This window comes from Ramlibacter rhizophilus (assembly GCF_004681965.1).
Classification (GTDB): Bacteria; Pseudomonadota; Gammaproteobacteria; order Burkholderiales; family Burkholderiaceae_C; genus Ramlibacter; species Ramlibacter rhizophilus.
This window is the reverse complement of the sequence record NZ_SMLL01000006.1, coordinates 26,452-42,316: the sequence shown is the minus strand read 5'-3', so window position 1 is coordinate 42,316 and position 15,865 is coordinate 26,452. Positions and strand designations below refer to the sequence as shown.

Here is a 15,865-nt window from a genome sequence, read left to right as displayed (position 1 = left end):
CCATGCTGACACTGATCCGAGATCTCCTGGACCGCTACCAGAGCTATCACGAGCGCGAGCCCATCATGCACTGGTACGCGGGCCTGCTTGGGACCGTGTGCTTTCCATTGTTCTACCTGCTTCGCTTCACGAAAGCAGAGCCGGTCTATGACGATCTGTGGCTGCGCCTTGCAGCAGCCGGGATGTGTGCGCTGCTGCTGCTGCGAAAGTACTGGCCGGAGCGCGCCCGGCCCTACTTCTATGGCTACTCCTACTTCGCCCTGATCTTCACCTTGCCCTTCATGTTCGTGTTCACGTCCTTGAAGAACGGCGGAGGCACCGTGGCCGTCGGCAACACGCTCATGGCCGCCTTCTTCGTCATCCTGATGACGGACTGGCGGAACATGATCTCGATGCTGACGCTTGGATTCGGGGCGGCCGCCATTGCCTTCTGGGCCTCGGACCCTGGCGCCACCGTCCCGGCGAACTACATTGCCCGGCTTCCGATTCTTGCGCTGGTCGTCGTTGGCGGAACGTTCTTCAAGCTCGCACTCGAACGCGCCACCGCCAACAAGGTTCGCGAGGCTTATGCGGCGATCGCTGGCTCGATCGCCCACGAGATGAGGCACCCCTTGGGGCAGGTTCATCACAGCATGCAGGAGGTCCAGAAGCTCCTGCCGGCTCCGGGCGCCTGGACGACCCAGCCCCTGGCTCCGTCCGACCTGGACAAGCTCTACCGGCACCTTGCCCAGGGAGAGCAGGCCATCGATCGTGGGCTGCAGGTGATTTCAATGACCCTGGCGCAGGTCAATGACGAGCGTCCCCTGGACAACGCGTCCTTCTGTCCGTGTTCCGCGGCAGAGGTCGTCCGCAAGGCGGTCGAGGATTACGGCTACGAGGATGCGTCGCTTCGCGACCGGATCGACGTGATCGTCCTGGAGGACTTCCAGTTCAAGGGCGAGGAGACGGCCTACCTCTATGTGCTGTTCAACCTGCTGAAGAACGCTCTTTACCTCGTGCCTTCGGCGCCGGCGATGCGGATCACCATCACGGTCGGCGGGCACGCGGTGAAAGTGCGCGACACCGGGCCTGGCATCGCGGCGGCGCGACTCAAGAGCCTGTTCGAGCCGTTCCGGTCCATCGGAAAAGAAGGCGGAACGGGCCTGGGGCTGCGGTACTGCCGCCGCGTGATGCGTGGGTTCGGCGGCGACATCACCTGCGACTCGCGCCTGGGCGAGTTCACGGAATTCACCATGCGGTTCCCCGTCATCCCCCTTGCGCAGCAAGAGGCTTACGCCGCGCAGGTCCTGGCATCCGCCAGGCAGGCGCTGTCCGGACGGCGCCTGCTGCTGGTCGATGACGACGCGGCCCAGCGATCGGCCACACGCCAGAAACTGCGCATGCTGGAAGTCAGCATCGATGAAGCGGGCGACGGCCAGCGTACCTTGGAAATGCTGGCGCTCACGCGCTACGACCTGGTGCTGCTGGATCTGCGGATGCCGATTGTCGATGGCTGGCAACTCGCCGGCAGGATTCGCCGCGGCGACGTGCCGCTCAACACCGATGCGCGCCTGGTGGTGTACAGCAGCGAGCCTGAACAGACCGCCCGCGTCAAGGCACGGCGTGTGGGCATCGATGCCTTCGTTGCCAAGCCCGGCTCGGAAGTGGCGCTTGCCCGGGCGCTTGCCGGCGCGATCACCCAGCCCGCCGGCGTGTCCCAGCGCCTGCTGGAAGGCCGCCGGATCCTGGTGGCCGACGACAGCGCGTCGAACCGACGGGCTGTCGTCGCCTTCCTCGGCGAAGCCGGGGCGCAGGTGGTCGAGGTCGACCATGGGCAGGCGGTGCTGCAACAACTGATGGCCGGCGTGGAGATCGATGCTGTGCTCCTGGACATCAACATGCCGGGCAAGGGTGGCCTGCAGACGGTGCAGGAGATCCGAAGCGCGACGGCTGCGTGGTCGCGCATTCCGGCGGTCGCACTGACCGCTCACTCCGATGCGCAGATGCTGGACGCTGCGCGCAAGGCTGGAATGGACGGGTTCCTCGTCAAGCCGGTGACGGCCGATGTGCTCACGGCCACGATCTCGAGGCTGCTGCTGTCCGGAGCGGGGCAGGCCTTCGAAGGAAGCGAGCCGGCGAAAGCGCCTGAGCCGCTGACGGAGCCGCTATTGGATTACCGCCGTCTGGAAGGCTACGGACGCCTGGACCTGCTGGACGACCTGCTGACGGAGTACGTCCCGGAGATTCAGCGCCTGATGGTCTCGCTTGAAGAGGTAGCCCGGCAGGATGACTCGCGCCGCCTGGAGGACCTGCTGCATTCGCTGCTGGGCTTGAGTGGGGAGGCTGGCGCCCAGGCGCTGCACCAGGCCGTGCGCAAGATCTACGTTCCCATGCGGGAGGAAGGTGCGTGCAAGGCGGCCGACGAATGGCTGCCGACGCTGAAGAAGCTGGCCCACGAAACAGAAAAGCAGTTGAGGGCCTACGCACAGCAACACACCGTGCCACCGCAGGTTTGACGAAAGGCGGTTTCCGATGCAGGTAGACGCACGGGGCATCCTGTTCGTGGATGACGAGTCCGTGTCGCGGCGCTGGTTCGAGCGGCGCTTTTCCGACGAGTTCGAAGTGAGCGTCGCTGGCAGCTTCCGGGAAGCGCTCGAACTGCTGGCAGAGCGTGGCAGCGATTTCGCCGTCGTGTGCACGGACTACCGCATGCCCGAAGGCAATGGCTTGCGGCTGCTCACCCACGTTCAGCGCAGCCACCGGCACCTCGTCCGCTTGCTCGCCTCGGCGTACGCGGACAAGCACGTTGCCATCGCCGCCGTGAACGAAGGACGGGTTCTGCGGATCCTGGAAAAGCCGCTGGACGACGGTTTGACGCGCGAGACATTGCGCGAGGCACTCGAGGTCTATCGGGTCGCCGCACTGCAGCGGGCACAAAACGAGAGCCGTGCCGTGGCGGTCCGAGAGACCTTGGGGTTCCTGGCGCATGAGCTGACGACGCCCTTGACGACCATTCGCGGCAGCCTCACCGCCATTCTCGATCGGCGCCTGCCTGACGCGCCTGGGGACGTCGCGCAGTTCCAGAACGCGTTTGGCGAAATACTGGGATCCCTGGAGCGCATCGGGCGCAGCGCTCAGTACTGTCAATCGCTGGTCCAATCCTTCCTGCAGTCGGCGCGTGACGCCTTCCCCGATGCGGCACCCCAGAAATTCAATGCTGCAGGCCTGCTCGATGCCCTGATAGCGGAGTACCCGTTCGAGGCCAGCGAGCGTGCCGTCGTGAAGGTGTCCGTGCAGCGTGACTTCGTGCTGCCAGGCCGGCGCGACCTGGTCTACCTGGTCCTCTGCACGCTGGTCAAGAACGCGCTTCAGGCACTTCAAGGCTGCACTGATCCCAGCCTGAGCATCGAGGTGGGCAGCGAGGTGGATGCAGGCGGGTCGGAGCATGGCTGGCTTCGCGTGGCAGACAACGGCCCTGGGATCGCGCCTGACATCCTGCTGCAGCTGACCAAGACGCGCGTCACCACCCGTTCGACGGTCGGCGGCAGCGGAATGGGGTTGATGTTCTGCCAGCGCGTCATGCAGGACGGGCGCGGCTCGGTGGAGATCGAGTCGACGCAGGGCCAGGGAACGTCCGTGACGCTGAAGTTTCTTTCAACGCTGCCGATGGGCTAGCGGCAGCAACCCGCCGTCGTCCGGCGGGTCTTCCATGGGCGGAAGCGCAGCCGAGGCCGCGTTCACTTCGCCCGCGGCTGCCTCACGATCTCGTCGGCCATGGCCTGCGCCGCGGAAGAGAGCGCCTTGCCTTTGCGACGGGCAAGAACGATGGGCCGCACCAGACTCGGGTCGCGCACGGGCACGCGCGCCAGCCCGGCGCGTTCGAAGTGGAACAGGGTGAGTTCCGGCACGACGCTCACCCCCAGGCCCTGCGCCACGAGCGACGCGACGGTCGCAAGGTGCTCCACCTCCAGCGCGCCCGGCTGACCGAGGGCATCGGGCCAGGCGGCCTCCAGCCGCTGGCGCACGCTGCTGCTGCGCGCGAGGTGCACCACCTCCTGCCCCTGCAGCTGCCTCAGCGTGACGTGGCGCTTGCCGGCCAGCGCATGGCCAGGCGGGCAGACGAGCCAGAAGCGCTCCTGCTTCAGCTCCACCAGGTCGAACTCCCGCAGATCGCCGCCGGCCGTGATGGCCAGGTCGACCGCGCCGGCCCGCAGCAGGTCCAGGCCATGCTGCGCCAGCGCGTCGAAGAGCTGCACGCGCACCTGCGGCCAGGCCGCGCGGTAGCGGGCGATCACGGGTGGCATCCACACGGCGGCCGCCGAAGGCAGGGCGGCCACCGCCACCTTGCCCACGCGCCGCGTCGTCAGGTCCTGCAGGCTCGCGAGGGCGTGTTGCAGGTCGCTGCGGATGCGCCGGACCTCCTCGGCGAAAGCCTGGCCCTCGGGCGTGAGCGCCACCTGCCGCGTGGACCGTTCGAACAGGCGTACCCCGGCGGCGCGCTCGATGCGCGCGATCTTCTGGCTGAAGGCGCTCTGCGACAGGTGGCAGCGCTCGGCTGCGCGCGTGAAGTGCTGCGTGTCGGCCAGGGCCAGGAAGGCCTCCAGGTCTCGGACCGAGAGATTCATTGTTCGTGTGGATGAATGCATTCGAAAAATCCATTTTACGGATCGGACCTGCAGGAAGAGGATCGCGCCATGGACACGCTTTCACCGCTGCGCATCGGTTGCGGCGCCGGCTTCTCCGGCGACCGCTGGGATGCCGGCTTGCCGGTGGCGCGCACGCTGGCCGCGCAGGGCGGACCGGCGGTGCTCATGTACGAGACCCTGGCCGAGCGGACGCTGGCCCTGGCCCAGCTGCGCCGGCGGGTGCAGCCCGATGCCGGCTGGGAGCCCTCCCTGGCGAACTACCTGCGCCCGGTGCTGGCCTTGTGCGTCAAGGCGGGCATTCCGATCGTCGGCAACTTCGGCGCCGCCAACCCGGCGGGCGCCGGGCGGCAGCTGCAACTGCTCGCGCAGGAACTGGGGCTGGGCCCTTTGAAGGTCGCCGTGGTCGAGGGCGACGATCTCATGGCCGCCCTCGCCCCCGATGCCTTGCAGTCGCTGCTGCCCGAGTCGCTGCGCGGGCGCGAGCTGGTCAGCGCCAATGCCTACCTCGGCGCGCGGGAGATCGCTCAGGCGCTTCGGGCCGGCGCGCAGGTGGTGGTCACCGGTCGCGTGGCCGACCCGTCCCTGGCCCTGGGGCCGCTGCTCGCGCACTTCGGCTGGGCCGAGGACGACTGGGACCGCATCGCGGCCGGCACCATGGCCGGGCACCTGCTGGAGTGCGGTGCGCAGGTCACCGGCGGCTATTTCGCGGACCCGGGCTTCAAGGACGTGCCCGGCCTGGCCGACGTGGGCTTTCCCATCCTGGAGGTGCATGCGGACGGGCGCATGGTCGTCGGCAAGGCCGACGGGACCGGTGGCCTGGTGGACCGGCGCACCGTCACCGAGCAGTTGCTCTACGAGATCCACGACCCCCGCGCCTACCTGACACCCGACGTGGTGGCGGACCTGGGCGAGGTGGAGGTCACGCGCCTGGCGAAGGACCGCGTGGAGGTGCGCGGCGTGCGCGGCCATCCCGCGCCGCCCACCTTGAAGGCCACCGTCTGCTACGAAGGTGGCTGGCTCGCCGAGGGCGAAATCTCCTATGCCGGTCCCAACGCCGCGGCGCGCGCGCGGCTGGCCGCGCAGGTGGTGCGCGAGCGTGCGGGGCGCATGCCCGAGCCGCCCGTCGCGCTGCGCTGTGACCTCGTCGGCGCGGCCAGCGTGTTCGCCGACGATGCGGGCCGCTGGTGGGACGGCGCTGCCCTCCCCGCCAGCGCACCGGAAATACGGCTGCGCGTCGCTGGCGCCTGCGCCTCGCGCGAGCAGGCCGCGGCCCTGGCCCATGAAGTGACTGCGCTCTACACCTGCGGCCCGGCGGGCGGCGGCGGCGTTCGCACCCAGCTCACGCCGCGCCTGCACAGCGATTCCTGCTACGTGCCGCGCGAATGGCTCGCGCCGCGCTGGAGCTTCGTCGAATGAGCACCGTCCCGCTGCACCAGCTGGCCCACGGCCGCACCGGCGACAAGGGCAACCGCTGCTCCATCAGCGTGATCGCGCACGACCCGGCGCACTGGCCGCTGCTGGTGGAGCAGGTCACCGAGTCGCGTGTTGCCGAACTCTTCGCTCATCGGCGGCCGACGGCGGTCAAGCGTTACCTGCTGCCCCGGCTGCAGGCCATGAACTTCGTCATCGACGACGTGCTCGACGGCGGCGTCAATGGTTCGCTCAACGTTGATGCGCACGGCAAGAGCCTCGCGTTTCTTCTCTTGAGCCTGCCCGTGCGCCTTCCCTAAACTCAATCGCTTCAACAACGGAGACAACCATGCCCTTCACCCGCCGGTCCCTCGCCATCCTGTCCGCCGCCCTCGTCTGGGCCGGCGTGGCCGCTGCGCAGACCTATCCCGCCAAGCCCGTTCGCGCGGTCGTTCCCTTCGCCGCCGGCAGTGCCACCGACCAGATCGGCCGTGCCTTCGCGCAGAAGATGTCGGAGACGCTGGGCCAGCCCATCATCATCGAGAACAAGCCCGGCGTGAACGGCATGCTGGGCGCCAGCGAAGTGGCCAAGGCCGCGCCCGATGGCTACACCATCCTCATCGGCACCAACAGCACCAACGCGGCGCTCAAGAGCCTGATGAAGCAGCTGCCCTACGACCAGGACACCGCCTTCGCGCCGGTGGCCTACATGGGTTCGGTGCCGCTGATCATGTCCGTCAACAACGACGTGCCGGCCAAGACGCTCAAGGAGCTGGTGGACCTGGCCAAGAGCAAGCCGGGCCACGTCACCTTCGCCAGCGCCAGCACCTCGCAGCTCGTCTCCACCGAGATGATGAACAGCATGGCGGGGATCAAGATGACCAACGTGCCGTACAAGAGCGGCCCGGCGGCCATGACCGACCTGATCGGCGGCCAGGTGATGATGTTCAGCGCCGACTTCGCGGTGATGCTGCCGCAGGTCAAGGCCGGCAAGGTGCGCGGCCTGGCCGTGACCTCCAGCAAGCGCTCGCCGGCCGTGCCCGAGCTGCCCACGGTCAACGAAGCGCTGGGCCTGAAGGACTACGAGCTGATCGCCTACTTCGCGGTGTTCGCGCCGGCCGGAACGCCGCCCGAGATCGTCAACAAGCTGAACCAGGCGGTGAACGCTGCGGCGCAGAACAAGGACATCCAGGAGAAGTTCGCGGCCATCGGCTTCGCCGTCGAGCCCGGAACGCCCCAGGCCCTGGCCGAGCGCAGCAAGCGCGAGACGGCCAAGTGGGCCAAGGCGATCAAGGAAGCCGGCATCGAGCCGCAGTAAGCACGGGCACCGCGACACGCCGGGGTCGCCCCGGCGCGCCGCGGATCGCGCTCAGTGACGGGTGGCGTCCGCCGACTTGTCCTGGGCTTCCGTGGCGGGCTCCTGCGAGGGCGCATCCAGGATGCGCCCTTTGTCGTTCTCGGGGGCCGCGCCCTGGATCTCGATGCGCCGGCTGCGCTCCTGCTGCACGGGCTTGGGCACGCGCACCGTCAGCACGCCGTGCTCGAAGCTCGCCCGCACCTGCTCCGGGTCGGGCGCGAAAGGCAGCTGGATGGACCGCTGGAAGCGGCCGAAGCTGCGCTCCATCACGTGGTAGTCCTCGCGCTCCTGCTGCGCTTCGTTCTTCTTCTCGCCACGCAGCGTGATCACGTTGCCCTCGATGCGCAGGTCCACGTCGGAGGGCTTGACCCCGGCCAGCTCGGCGCAGATGGCGATCTCCTTGTCGCCCTCGCGCACGTCCAGCCGCGGCACGGCCATCGGCGCGCCCTGCGACTGTGCGCCGGTCGGGGTGGCGCCGCCCACCAGGAAGTCGTCGAACAGCCGGTTCATGGCGTGGTGAAGCTCGTTGAACGGATCGCCCGCGCCCTGCGCGCGCGAACCGGTGCCGAACGGAACGACGAAACGGGACATCATCTTCAGCCTCCTTCACGAGTGGTTCGAGGCTCCTGAAGTGGGAGCCGCGCCGGCCGGCTTGAGTCGGACGGCGCCGCGACAGCGCGTCGGTGCCGTCCGACAGGGTCAGGCCCTTCAGTTGACGTGGAACAAGCTTGGCAGCGCCCGGCGCGGGTACGCTGTGCATCGTCCAGCCGCTTCGGAAGCCGACCATGCCTGCCAGCCGACCGCACCTGCGCCCGCGCCGCGACCTGCCGCGCGCGACGTCCTCCCGCCGCACGGCCCCGCGGCCCAAGCCGCTGCCGGCGCCGATGCCGCCGGACGTGGCACCCACGCCGGCGGTCGGACCGGAGGCCATCGACCTGCCGCTCAAGCTCGCCATCGCCCGGCTCGCGCACGGACTGTCGCCGGCCTCGCTGGCCCAGGCCCAGGCGGACTGGCTGGTCCACCTCATGGTCACGCCGTCGCGGCAGCTTGCGCTCACCGGCAGTGCGATGCAGAAGGCGATGGCGTGGTCGCGATTCGTGCTGCGTGCCATGCAGGGGCCCTGCGAGGACTGCATCACGCCCGCGCCGCAGGACAAGCGGTTCAGCCAGCCCGAGTGGCAGGCCTTTCCCTTCAGCGCCCTGGCCCAGGGCTTCCTGCTGACGCAGGCCTGGTGGGGCGAGGCGACGCAGGGGGTGCGAGGGGTCTCCCGCCACCATGAGGAAGTGGCGGCATTCGCGCTGCGGCAATGGCTGGACATGGCCTCGCCGTCCAACTTCGTGGCCACCAATCCCCAGGTGCTTCGCGAGACCGTCACCAGCGCGGGAATGAACCTCGCGACCGGCCTGGGCAACTGGTGGAACGATGCGATGCGCGTCGTGGCCGACGGCCGGCCGCGCGGCGTCGAGGCTTTCGCGCCCGGCCAGGGCGTCGCGCTCACGCCCGGGCGGGTGGTCATGCGCAACGCGCTCATCGAGCTGATCGAATACGCGCCCACGACAGAGCAGGTGGACAAGGAGGTGGTGCTCATCGTCCCCTCCTGGATCATGAAGTTCTACATCCTCGACCTCACGCCCGAGAGCTCGCTGGTGAAGTACCTGGTGGACCAGGGGCACACGGTGCTGATGGTGTCCTGGCGCAATCCCGGCGCGGAGGATGCGCACCTCGGCTTGGACGACTACCTGCACTTCGGCGTCCTCGACGCGGTCAAGGCGGTGGACTACCTGCACCCCGGCCGCGGCATCCATGCCATGGGCTATTGCCTGGGCGGCACGCTGCTGTCCATGGCGGCGGCGCTGCTGTGCGCGCGCGGCGGCTCGCCGCTGCGCACGGTGTCCCTGCTGGCGGCGCAGGTGGACTTCCGCGAGCCAGGCGAGCTGGGGCTCTTCGTGGACGAGAGCCAGATCGCCTTCCTGGAGGACGTGATGGCCGAGCACGGCTACCTCGACGGCCGCCAGATGGCGGGCGCCTTCGCCCTCATCAACTCCAAGGACCTGGTCTGGTCCAAGCTCGTGCACGAGTACCTCATGGGCGCGCACACGCCCATGACGGCGCTGCGCGCCTGGAACGCCGATGCGACCCGCATGCCGGCGCGCATGCACTCCGAGTACCTGCGGCGCCTGTACCTGCACAACGACCTGGCCGAGGGCCGCTACCGCGTCCACGGCGAGCCGGTCCTGCTCGACGAGATCCGCCTGCCGATGTTCGTGCTGGCCACCGAACGGGACCATGTCTCGCCCTGGCGATCCGTCTACGAGGTGCTGCGCCTTGCGCGTGCGCCCGCCACCTTCGTGCTCACCTCGGGCGGGCACAACGTGGGCATCGTGAACCCGCCGACCGGCCCCGACAGCCATCCCAAGGCCTGGTTCCACCACGCCTCCCACGGAAGCCGCCAGGCCGCCATCGACCCGCGGCGCTGGCTGGCGCACGCGCACCGGGAGGAAGGTTCCTGGTGGCCGGCCTGGGAGCGCTGGCTGCGCCGTCACTCGAGCGGCCACATCGACGCCGCCGCACCCCGACCGATGCACGGCGGCGCTGTGGCGGCGCCCGGTGACTACGTGCACCAGCGCTGAGGGGCCCGCAAGGGCGGCGCGTGCAGAGCGACGAGCTTGGCACTCGAAGCGCCCGCTGCCGACGACCAGCAGCCCCCGATCGCCTTCACGCCCCCCTTCGGCATCAACCTGTTCGTCGGCCAGGCGGTGTTCCGCCTGCCGCTCGCGGAGATCTGCCGCGGCACGCTCCCGTTCATTGCGGCGGCGATCGCCGCGCTGGCCGTGGTGAGCTACGTGCCCCAACTCTCGCTGGCCCTGGTGCGCTGGCTCTACTGAGCGACCGGACGCACGTCGGACGGGCGCAGCGCGCCGCCGCAGAACCGGCCGGCACCGCTGTGGGCCGGGATCGATGAGGCATCGGGCCTGCACGCGCAGGCCGCAACCGGCCCTTCCTACCGCGATCACCGGGCGTGCCTGACCGATTCGATGCGCCGCGTGGCCGAGGCTGGAGCCCTTGCACAAACTGCGGGAGTTCCCATGGCCCTGACCCACCGACGCGTGCTGCCGGCCCTGATCGCATTCGGGGTGTGCCTGTCACTTGCCACGCCCGCCCTTGCCGAGTCGCGGGCGTCGGAAGCGGCCGCATCGCGCGAAGCCGATGCGCAGCCGACGCCGAAGTCCGGCACCGACCACACCGGCAAGCCGCGCGTGGGCAAGGCGTCCTTCTATCACGACCGTTTCGTCGGCCGGAAGATGGCCAACGGCAAGCCCATGCGCGCCGAGGACGACAACGCCGCGAGCCTGACCTTGCCCCTGGGCACCACCGCGCGCGTGACCAACCTCGAGACCGGGCAGAGCACCGTGGTGACCATCGAGGACCGCGGCCCTTATGTGGACGGCCGCATCGTCGACCTGTCGCCTTCGAGTGCCGAGGCCATCGGCCTGACGCGCGAGCAGGGCCTGGCGCCGGTCGAGGTCGCGCCCATCGAGGTGCCGCTTCCGGACGGCACGGTGAAGATGGGCGCGGGCGCGGCGAACTGAAGCCGGCGCATCAGGGGGGCGGCGGCGCGAAGACGACGCGGATCGGGAGCGCCGGCTCCGATCCCTGCTCGCGCATCCAGCGCGCCGCGAACTCGCGCACGGTGCGCTCGGCCTGCGCCTGGGCGCTGGCCAGGTAGGGGGCCTGCTTGCCGCGCCGCGCCAGCTCGGGTCCGAGCTCGCGGATCAGCCGTTCGCGGTTCTCGCCCTTGGGCGGCGAGAAAATACCGTTCTGCTCGGTGACGATCTCCATGCTGTCCGTGGCGAACCCCACCGGCTCCTGCAGTTCCAGCGCAGGCACCGTCAGCCGGTAGTGGTCGCCTGCCCGGTGCAGGGTCCACTGCGCAGCCAGGGGCAGGCGGTACACGTAGCTGGCGCGCGCCCGCACCCGCGAGATCGTGGGAGGCAACAGCGAGGCGCAGTCGAAGAAGCGGCAGGTGTACTGCGACTTCCAGGCGAATTCCTCCAGGCGCTCCAGGGTGGTCACCTCCAGCAGGCCGCCAGGCGTGCGCAGGTGAACGATCTGCGCGGGATCCAGCTGGGTCACGCGTTCCTGCATGGTCTGGACCGTCCAGGACGGCATCAGGCGTGGCGCGCCGACGTACAGCGCAGCTGCCCCCAGCGCGAGGAGCACGGCGGCCGCAGCCCACCGGCGCCGCGGGCGTCCTTCAGAGGTCCCGGGCGTTTCTGCGGGGGGCACGGCGGGCTCCTGCGGCGACATGGTGATTGATGCTAGCGAAAACCCGCCGCCATGGCGCTAGTGGTCTCGACGATGGGCGACATGAGTGCCGGCTCACGCCGCATCGCCGACATCATCGGCGTGATCGACGGCATTGCGTTCCAGACCAACATCCTGGCGCTCAACGCCGCCGTGGAAGCGGCCCGGGCCGGCGAGCAGGGCCGTGGCTTCGCCGTCGTGGCCGCGGAAGTGCGCAGCCTCGCCCAGCGCAGCGCGGAAGCCGCGCGCGAGATCAAGCAGCTGATCGGCGAAAGCGTGGACTAGGTGGCCACCTGCTCGACCCAGGTGCAACTGGCGGGCGCCGACATGGCAGGGATCGTGCAGTCCGTCGAGCGCGTCACCGCCATGATCCGCGAGATCACCACCGCCACCGGCGAACAGAGCGCCGGCCTGCGCCTCGTCACGCAGGCCGTCGCCCAGCTGGACACGAGCACGCAGCAGACGCGGCGCTGGTCGAGCAGGGTTCGGCTGCCGCACACAGTCTTCAGGAGCAGGCGGCGGCGCTGTCGACCATGGTCCGGACTTTTCGCACCGAGGCGGACGTGGCCTGACCGCGGCGCCGGGCGGTGTGCGGGGGCGCGCACAGCTTGCCTGATCCTGCATGCACAAAAATGGAATTTGGATACCAAAGAGTTAGGTGAAATCACCGAGCAGACGGTTTATCGCTGGTTGTGAATTCATAATGCGGCGATGCTCACTGCCATCGCCGCGCCGGCCGCCTCCGAAGAGCGCGCTTACCTGGGTCTTCGCGACCTCCTGCTCGCGGGCGAGATCGAGCCGGGGCAGCGCCTGAACGAGGTTCGCCTGGCCGAGCGCCTGGGCATGTCGCGCACGCCGGTGCGCTGGGCGCTTATCGAACTCGAGCACATCGGCCTGGTCGAGGCGCTTCCGGCCGGCGGCTTCGTGGCCAGGCGGTTCACCCCCAGCGAGGTGGAGGATGCGATGGTCCTGCGCGGTTTCCTGGAAGGCATGGCGGCCCGGCTGGCCGCCGAGCACGGCTTGTTCCCGGGCCTGCGCCGTGAGCTGCAGGCCCTGGTCGCCGAGGGCGCCAAGCTGGTGGCGGGCGAACACGCCAGCCCCGAACAGCAGCGCGCCTACGCGCAGGTGAATGAGCGCTTCCACGCGGGCATGGCCCGGGCGAGCCGCAGTGAAGCGTTGCAGCGCGCCATCGACCACAACAACCGCCTGCCCTTCGCCGCGCCCAGCGCGATGCTGCCCGTGAGCGAGCCCTCGGCTGAAAGCCTCTTCTGGCTGCGCAGTTCACAGGCGCAGCACGAGGCGCTGCTGGAGGCGATCGAGGCCCGGCAGGGCACGCGCGCCCAACTGCTCGCCGAGGAGCACGCACGCATCGGCCGTCGTGGCCTGGCACGCGCGCTGCAGTCGCCCGAGCGGCTGCGCGCCTTGTGGCCCGGCCTGGCCAAGGCCGCTGAGCCCGAACCCTCTCGACACCAGGAGTAAAACCTATGCAACGGAGACATTTCATCCACGCCGCGGCGGGCTGCGCCGCACTCGCTGCGAGTCCGCTCGCCTTCGCGCAGGGCAGCGACTGGCCGAGCCGTCCCATCACCCTGATCAATCCCTGGCCGCCGGGAGGCGGGGCCGATGTGCAGATGCGCACGCTGGCGAAGATCATGTCGGACATGCTGGGGCAGCAGGTGGTGGTGGAGAACCGGCCCGGCGCAACCGGCAGCCTGGGCGCCGCCGCGCTCATGAAGGCCCGGCCCGATGGCTACACGCTCGCCCAGATCCACAACGGCGTGCTGCGCCAGCCGTACATCGCGCCTACGCCCTACGACCCGCTCAAGGACTTCACCTACCTGATCAACGTCTCGGACAACCCCTTCGGCCTGGTGGTCCGCGAGGATCGGCCCTGGAAGACCTTCGCCGAGTTCATCGCCCATGCGCGGCAGAACCCGGGCAAGGTGAACATCGCCGTGCCGGGCATCGGCTCGCCGGGCCACCTGATCTCGGAGCAGGTCGCGGAGCAGTACGGCCTCAAGTGGACGGTGGTTCCCTACCGCGGCACGGCCAACAGCATGCAGGCCCTGCTGGCCGGCGATGTCGATGCGGCCGCCGAGAGCACGGGCTGGGTGCCCTTCATCGAAGGGGGCAAGGTGCGGCTCCTCGCCACCTTCGGCAAGCAGCGCCTGAAGAAATACCCGCAGGTGCCCACGCTGATCGAGCTCGGCGTGAACGCCTCGGACTTCTCGCCCTGGGGTCTGGTCGCGCCGGCGGGGCTGGACCCGCAGATCGCGGCCAGGCTGCACGACACCGTCAAGAAGGCCATGGAGTCGCCCGAGTTCATCAAGACCCTGTCCACCCTGGCGCAGGAGCCGGTCTACATGAGTGGCGCGCAGCTGCGCGAGTACGCCCGCGAGACCCTGCCGCAGCAGAAGGCCATCGTTGACAAGTTCAACCTGAAAGCCAATTGATCCGGCTTGTGAACCATGCTCAGTCCTGAGAAGAACGAACTGCTCACGCGCGTGAGCCCCGGCTCCGAGGCCGCCGAGCTGATGCGCCGCTACTGGCTGCCTGTCGCGGTGAGCGCGCAGCTCGAGCAGCGCAATCCCATGCCGGTCACACCTTTCGGCGAGAAGCTTGCGCTGTTCCGCGATGCCTCAGGCAAGCTCGGCCTGATCGCAGACCGCTGCGCCCACCGCGGCACGTCGCTGTCCGCCGGCGCGGAGAACGTCAAGACGGCCGGGCGGCTGGCGCCCAACGGGCTGCGCTGTCCCTATCACGGCTGGCTGTACGACGCCACCGGGCAGTGCCTCGAGCAGCCCGGCGAGCCGCGGCCCTTCGGCGACAAGATCAAGCTCGCCTCCTATCCCGTGCAGGAGCGCGGTGGCTTCATCTGGGCGTACATGGGTCCGGGCGAGCCGCCCGAGCTGCCGCCCATCGACGCTTTCGCCCGCGAGGACGGCGTTCGGATCAACACCGTAGGGCGCTGGCCGTGCAACTACTTCCAGGTGCTGGAGAACCTGGTGGATCCGGTGCACGTGTCGGTGCTGCACCAGGACACCGATTTCGACCAGGCCAAGTTCCAGGCGATCCCCACGCTGAACGCCGAGCCGACCCGCTGGGGACTCAAGACCATCGCAGGACGGCCCGGCTACGAGCGGGAGGTGGAGTTCCTCTTCCCCTCGGCGGTGCGGCTCGCCCTGCCCATCATGGACCCGGGGATCATGCTGGCGTTCTGGATCGTGCCGGTCTCGCAGACCGAGACGCTGTCCTTCCACGCCTGGTTCCTGCCCCTGCCGGCCGACATGCCGGCCGCCGAGCGCGAGAAAAAGGTCGCGCGCATGAAGGCCTTCATCTACGAACTCGACGACAGCGACCCGATCCACCATGCGTCCAAGGTCAACGTGCAGGACAAGTTCGCGTGCTACAGCCAGGGTGAAGTCGCCGACCGCACGGTGGAGACCCTGGGCCGCACGGACATGGGCGTGAACCTGCTGCGGCGGCTCTACTTCGCGGCCATGGAAGACGTGAAGGCCGGGCGCGACCCGATCGGCGTGGTGCGTGAGCCGATCGGGGACGTCGTTCGCTTCGACAACGTGTTCTGAGCGCGCGACCGCTCGGAACGTGGAGGTGGCTCGAAGAGTGATCGCGGGTGATTGGCGGCAGGCGCTTTCTGCCGCTGCCGGGATGTCTTGCTAGGCCCGGCACCGGCGCCCCCCCACTCGGGGATGCGCCGTGGTGCGCAGGACGTGCTGTCCGTGGCTCGCCAACCTTGTCGCCGGTTGGATTTGGAAAGGGCGGCAGGTGCTCGGTTGCCCTGACTGCGCACGACGCCTGTGCCGCATCGAGGCCGTGCAGGCCTCAGGGGTTTCGTGCGTTGCAGGAACCCGTCGAAACCCCTCCGCAACCCCTTGGGAAACCTGGCTGTCGTGCACGGGGTGACCGGCGAGTAAGGAGGCTACGACCAACTCGTGGATCGCTGGGAGGACCGCCGCTGGCGCCTCTCAAGTTGCAAGCACGGCGGTCCAACCATGTCTAACCGGGGCGGCATCGCACACCCCAGGAGACGGAAGCCTTGCCGAGCAAGCGCGTAGGAACCCCCCCGCGCTCGCCCGGGGTCTCCTACGGACACTTCCCGCTAGCTCCCACGCAACTCGGCCAGTCCAAGCCCCACTGTTGGTACACG

The 15,865-nt window shown here is 69.1% G+C and carries 14 protein-coding genes and 1 pseudogene; 12 read left to right on the top strand and 3 right to left on the bottom strand.

Translation table 11 applies throughout. The features are described 5' to 3' along the window. Positions 1 to 2: 2 nt before the first annotated feature. Both EZ242_RS15140 and EZ242_RS15135 read left to right on the top strand, forming a co-directional pair. Positions 3 to 2,495 carry an ATP-binding response regulator gene (locus EZ242_RS15140; RefSeq protein ID WP_135286026.1) on the top strand — a complete coding sequence of 831 codons (2,493 nt, stop codon included), beginning with the start codon at positions 3 to 5 and terminating at the stop codon, positions 2,493 to 2,495. A gap of 16 nt (positions 2,496 to 2,511) precedes the next feature. Beyond that, a complete protein-coding gene (locus tag EZ242_RS15135) occupies positions 2,512 to 3,654 on the top strand; it encodes a hybrid sensor histidine kinase/response regulator (protein ID WP_135286025.1) in 1,143 nt (380 codons plus the stop codon). A gap of 62 nt (positions 3,655 to 3,716) precedes the next feature. Here EZ242_RS15135 and EZ242_RS15130 read toward each other — a convergent pair whose 3' ends face one another. Next, a complete protein-coding gene (locus EZ242_RS15130) occupies positions 3,717 to 4,604 on the bottom strand; it encodes a LysR family transcriptional regulator (RefSeq protein WP_135286024.1) in 888 nt (295 codons plus the stop codon). Between the two features lie 69 nt (positions 4,605 to 4,673). Between EZ242_RS15130 and EZ242_RS15125 the strand changes: the two genes are divergently transcribed. From EZ242_RS15125 to EZ242_RS15115, 3 genes are read left to right on the top strand one after another with little or no spacing between them, the layout of a single operon-like run. Next, the gene (locus EZ242_RS15125; RefSeq protein ID WP_135286023.1) at positions 4,674 to 6,041 is read left to right on the top strand and encodes an acyclic terpene utilization AtuA family protein; all 1,368 of its coding nucleotides are present in this window, start codon (positions 4,674 to 4,676) and stop codon (positions 6,039 to 6,041) included. Continuing rightward, a complete protein-coding gene (locus EZ242_RS15120) occupies positions 6,038 to 6,355 on the top strand; it encodes an AtuA-related protein (protein ID WP_135286022.1) in 318 nt (105 codons plus the stop codon). Before EZ242_RS15125 ends, EZ242_RS15120 begins: the two co-directional genes overlap by 4 nt. A gap of 29 nt (positions 6,356 to 6,384) precedes the next feature. Continuing rightward, on the top strand, positions 6,385 to 7,353 hold the full coding sequence (locus EZ242_RS15115) for a Bug family tripartite tricarboxylate transporter substrate binding protein (RefSeq protein ID WP_135286021.1): 969 nt from the start codon (positions 6,385 to 6,387) through the stop codon (positions 7,351 to 7,353). Between the two features lie 51 nt (positions 7,354 to 7,404). On the opposite strand, the gene EZ242_RS15110 is transcribed toward EZ242_RS15115, so the two are convergent. Next, on the bottom strand, positions 7,405 to 7,986 hold the full coding sequence (locus EZ242_RS15110) for an Hsp20/alpha crystallin family protein (RefSeq protein ID WP_135286020.1): 582 nt from the start codon (positions 7,984 to 7,986) through the stop codon (positions 7,405 to 7,407). A 290-nt stretch (positions 7,987 to 8,276) separates the two neighbouring features. Between EZ242_RS15110 and EZ242_RS15105 the strand changes: the two genes are divergently transcribed. From EZ242_RS15105 to EZ242_RS15095, 3 genes are all read left to right on the top strand, one after another. Continuing rightward, on the top strand, positions 8,277 to 10,022 hold the full coding sequence (locus EZ242_RS15105) for a PHA/PHB synthase family protein (protein WP_135286365.1): 1,746 nt from the start codon (positions 8,277 to 8,279) through the stop codon (positions 10,020 to 10,022). A gap of 36 nt (positions 10,023 to 10,058) precedes the next feature. Then, positions 10,059 to 10,277 carry a TRAP transporter large permease subunit gene (locus tag EZ242_RS15100; protein ID WP_135286019.1) on the top strand — a complete coding sequence of 73 codons (219 nt, stop codon included), beginning with the start codon at positions 10,059 to 10,061 and terminating at the stop codon, positions 10,275 to 10,277. Positions 10,278 to 10,478: 201 nt separating this feature from the next. Then, positions 10,479 to 10,982, top strand: a complete 504-nt coding sequence (locus EZ242_RS15095; protein WP_135286018.1) for a septal ring lytic transglycosylase RlpA family protein — start codon at positions 10,479 to 10,481, stop codon at positions 10,980 to 10,982. 10 nt (positions 10,983 to 10,992) lie between these two features. Here the strand turns inward: EZ242_RS15095 and EZ242_RS15090 are convergent, their stop codons facing one another. Next, positions 10,993 to 11,679, bottom strand: a complete 687-nt coding sequence (locus EZ242_RS15090) for a hypothetical protein (RefSeq protein WP_135286017.1) — start codon at positions 11,677 to 11,679, stop codon at positions 10,993 to 10,995. 60 nt (positions 11,680 to 11,739) lie between these two features. Between EZ242_RS15090 and EZ242_RS22450 the strand changes: the two are divergent. From EZ242_RS22450 to EZ242_RS15070, 4 genes and pseudogenes are all read left to right on the top strand, one after another. Continuing rightward, positions 11,740 to 12,269: pseudogene (locus tag EZ242_RS22450) on the top strand (methyl-accepting chemotaxis protein); the annotation flags it as partial. Positions 12,270 to 12,408: 139 nt separating this feature from the next. Beyond that, entirely contained in the window at positions 12,409 to 13,176 is a 768-nt protein-coding gene (locus EZ242_RS15080; RefSeq protein ID WP_135286016.1) for a GntR family transcriptional regulator, read from the top strand. Between the two features lie 5 nt (positions 13,177 to 13,181). Next, positions 13,182 to 14,150, top strand: coding sequence for a Bug family tripartite tricarboxylate transporter substrate binding protein (locus tag EZ242_RS15075; protein WP_135286015.1), 969 nt, complete (start codon positions 13,182 to 13,184; stop codon positions 14,148 to 14,150). Between the two features lie 15 nt (positions 14,151 to 14,165). After that, on the top strand, positions 14,166 to 15,284 hold the full coding sequence (locus EZ242_RS15070) for a Rieske 2Fe-2S domain-containing protein (protein ID WP_135286014.1): 1,119 nt from the start codon (positions 14,166 to 14,168) through the stop codon (positions 15,282 to 15,284). The last annotated feature ends 581 nt before the right edge of the window (positions 15,285 to 15,865 follow it).

Coding starts and splice junctions, on each gene's coding strand:
- EZ242_RS15140 (WP_135286026.1), top strand. CDS start 3: ATGCTGACACTGATCCGAGATCTCCTGGACCGCTACCAGAGCTATCAC.
- EZ242_RS15110 (WP_135286020.1), bottom strand. CDS start 7,986: ATGATGTCCCGTTTCGTCGTTCCGTTCGGCACCGGTTCGCGCGCGCAG.
- EZ242_RS15095 (WP_135286018.1), top strand. CDS start 10,479: ATGGCCCTGACCCACCGACGCGTGCTGCCGGCCCTGATCGCATTCGGG.
- EZ242_RS15135 (WP_135286025.1), top strand. CDS start 2,512: ATGCAGGTAGACGCACGGGGCATCCTGTTCGTGGATGACGAGTCCGTG.
- EZ242_RS15080 (WP_135286016.1), top strand. CDS start 12,409: ATGCTCACTGCCATCGCCGCGCCGGCCGCCTCCGAAGAGCGCGCTTAC.
- EZ242_RS15105 (WP_135286365.1), top strand. CDS start 8,277: ATGCCGCCGGACGTGGCACCCACGCCGGCGGTCGGACCGGAGGCCATC.
- EZ242_RS15120 (WP_135286022.1), top strand. CDS start 6,038: ATGAGCACCGTCCCGCTGCACCAGCTGGCCCACGGCCGCACCGGCGAC.
- EZ242_RS15125 (WP_135286023.1), top strand. CDS start 4,674: ATGGACACGCTTTCACCGCTGCGCATCGGTTGCGGCGCCGGCTTCTCC.
- EZ242_RS15070 (WP_135286014.1), top strand. CDS start 14,166: ATGCTCAGTCCTGAGAAGAACGAACTGCTCACGCGCGTGAGCCCCGGC.
- EZ242_RS15115 (WP_135286021.1), top strand. CDS start 6,385: ATGCCCTTCACCCGCCGGTCCCTCGCCATCCTGTCCGCCGCCCTCGTC.
- EZ242_RS15130 (WP_135286024.1), bottom strand. CDS start 4,604: ATGAATCTCTCGGTCCGAGACCTGGAGGCCTTCCTGGCCCTGGCCGAC.
- EZ242_RS15075 (WP_135286015.1), top strand. CDS start 13,182: ATGCAACGGAGACATTTCATCCACGCCGCGGCGGGCTGCGCCGCACTC.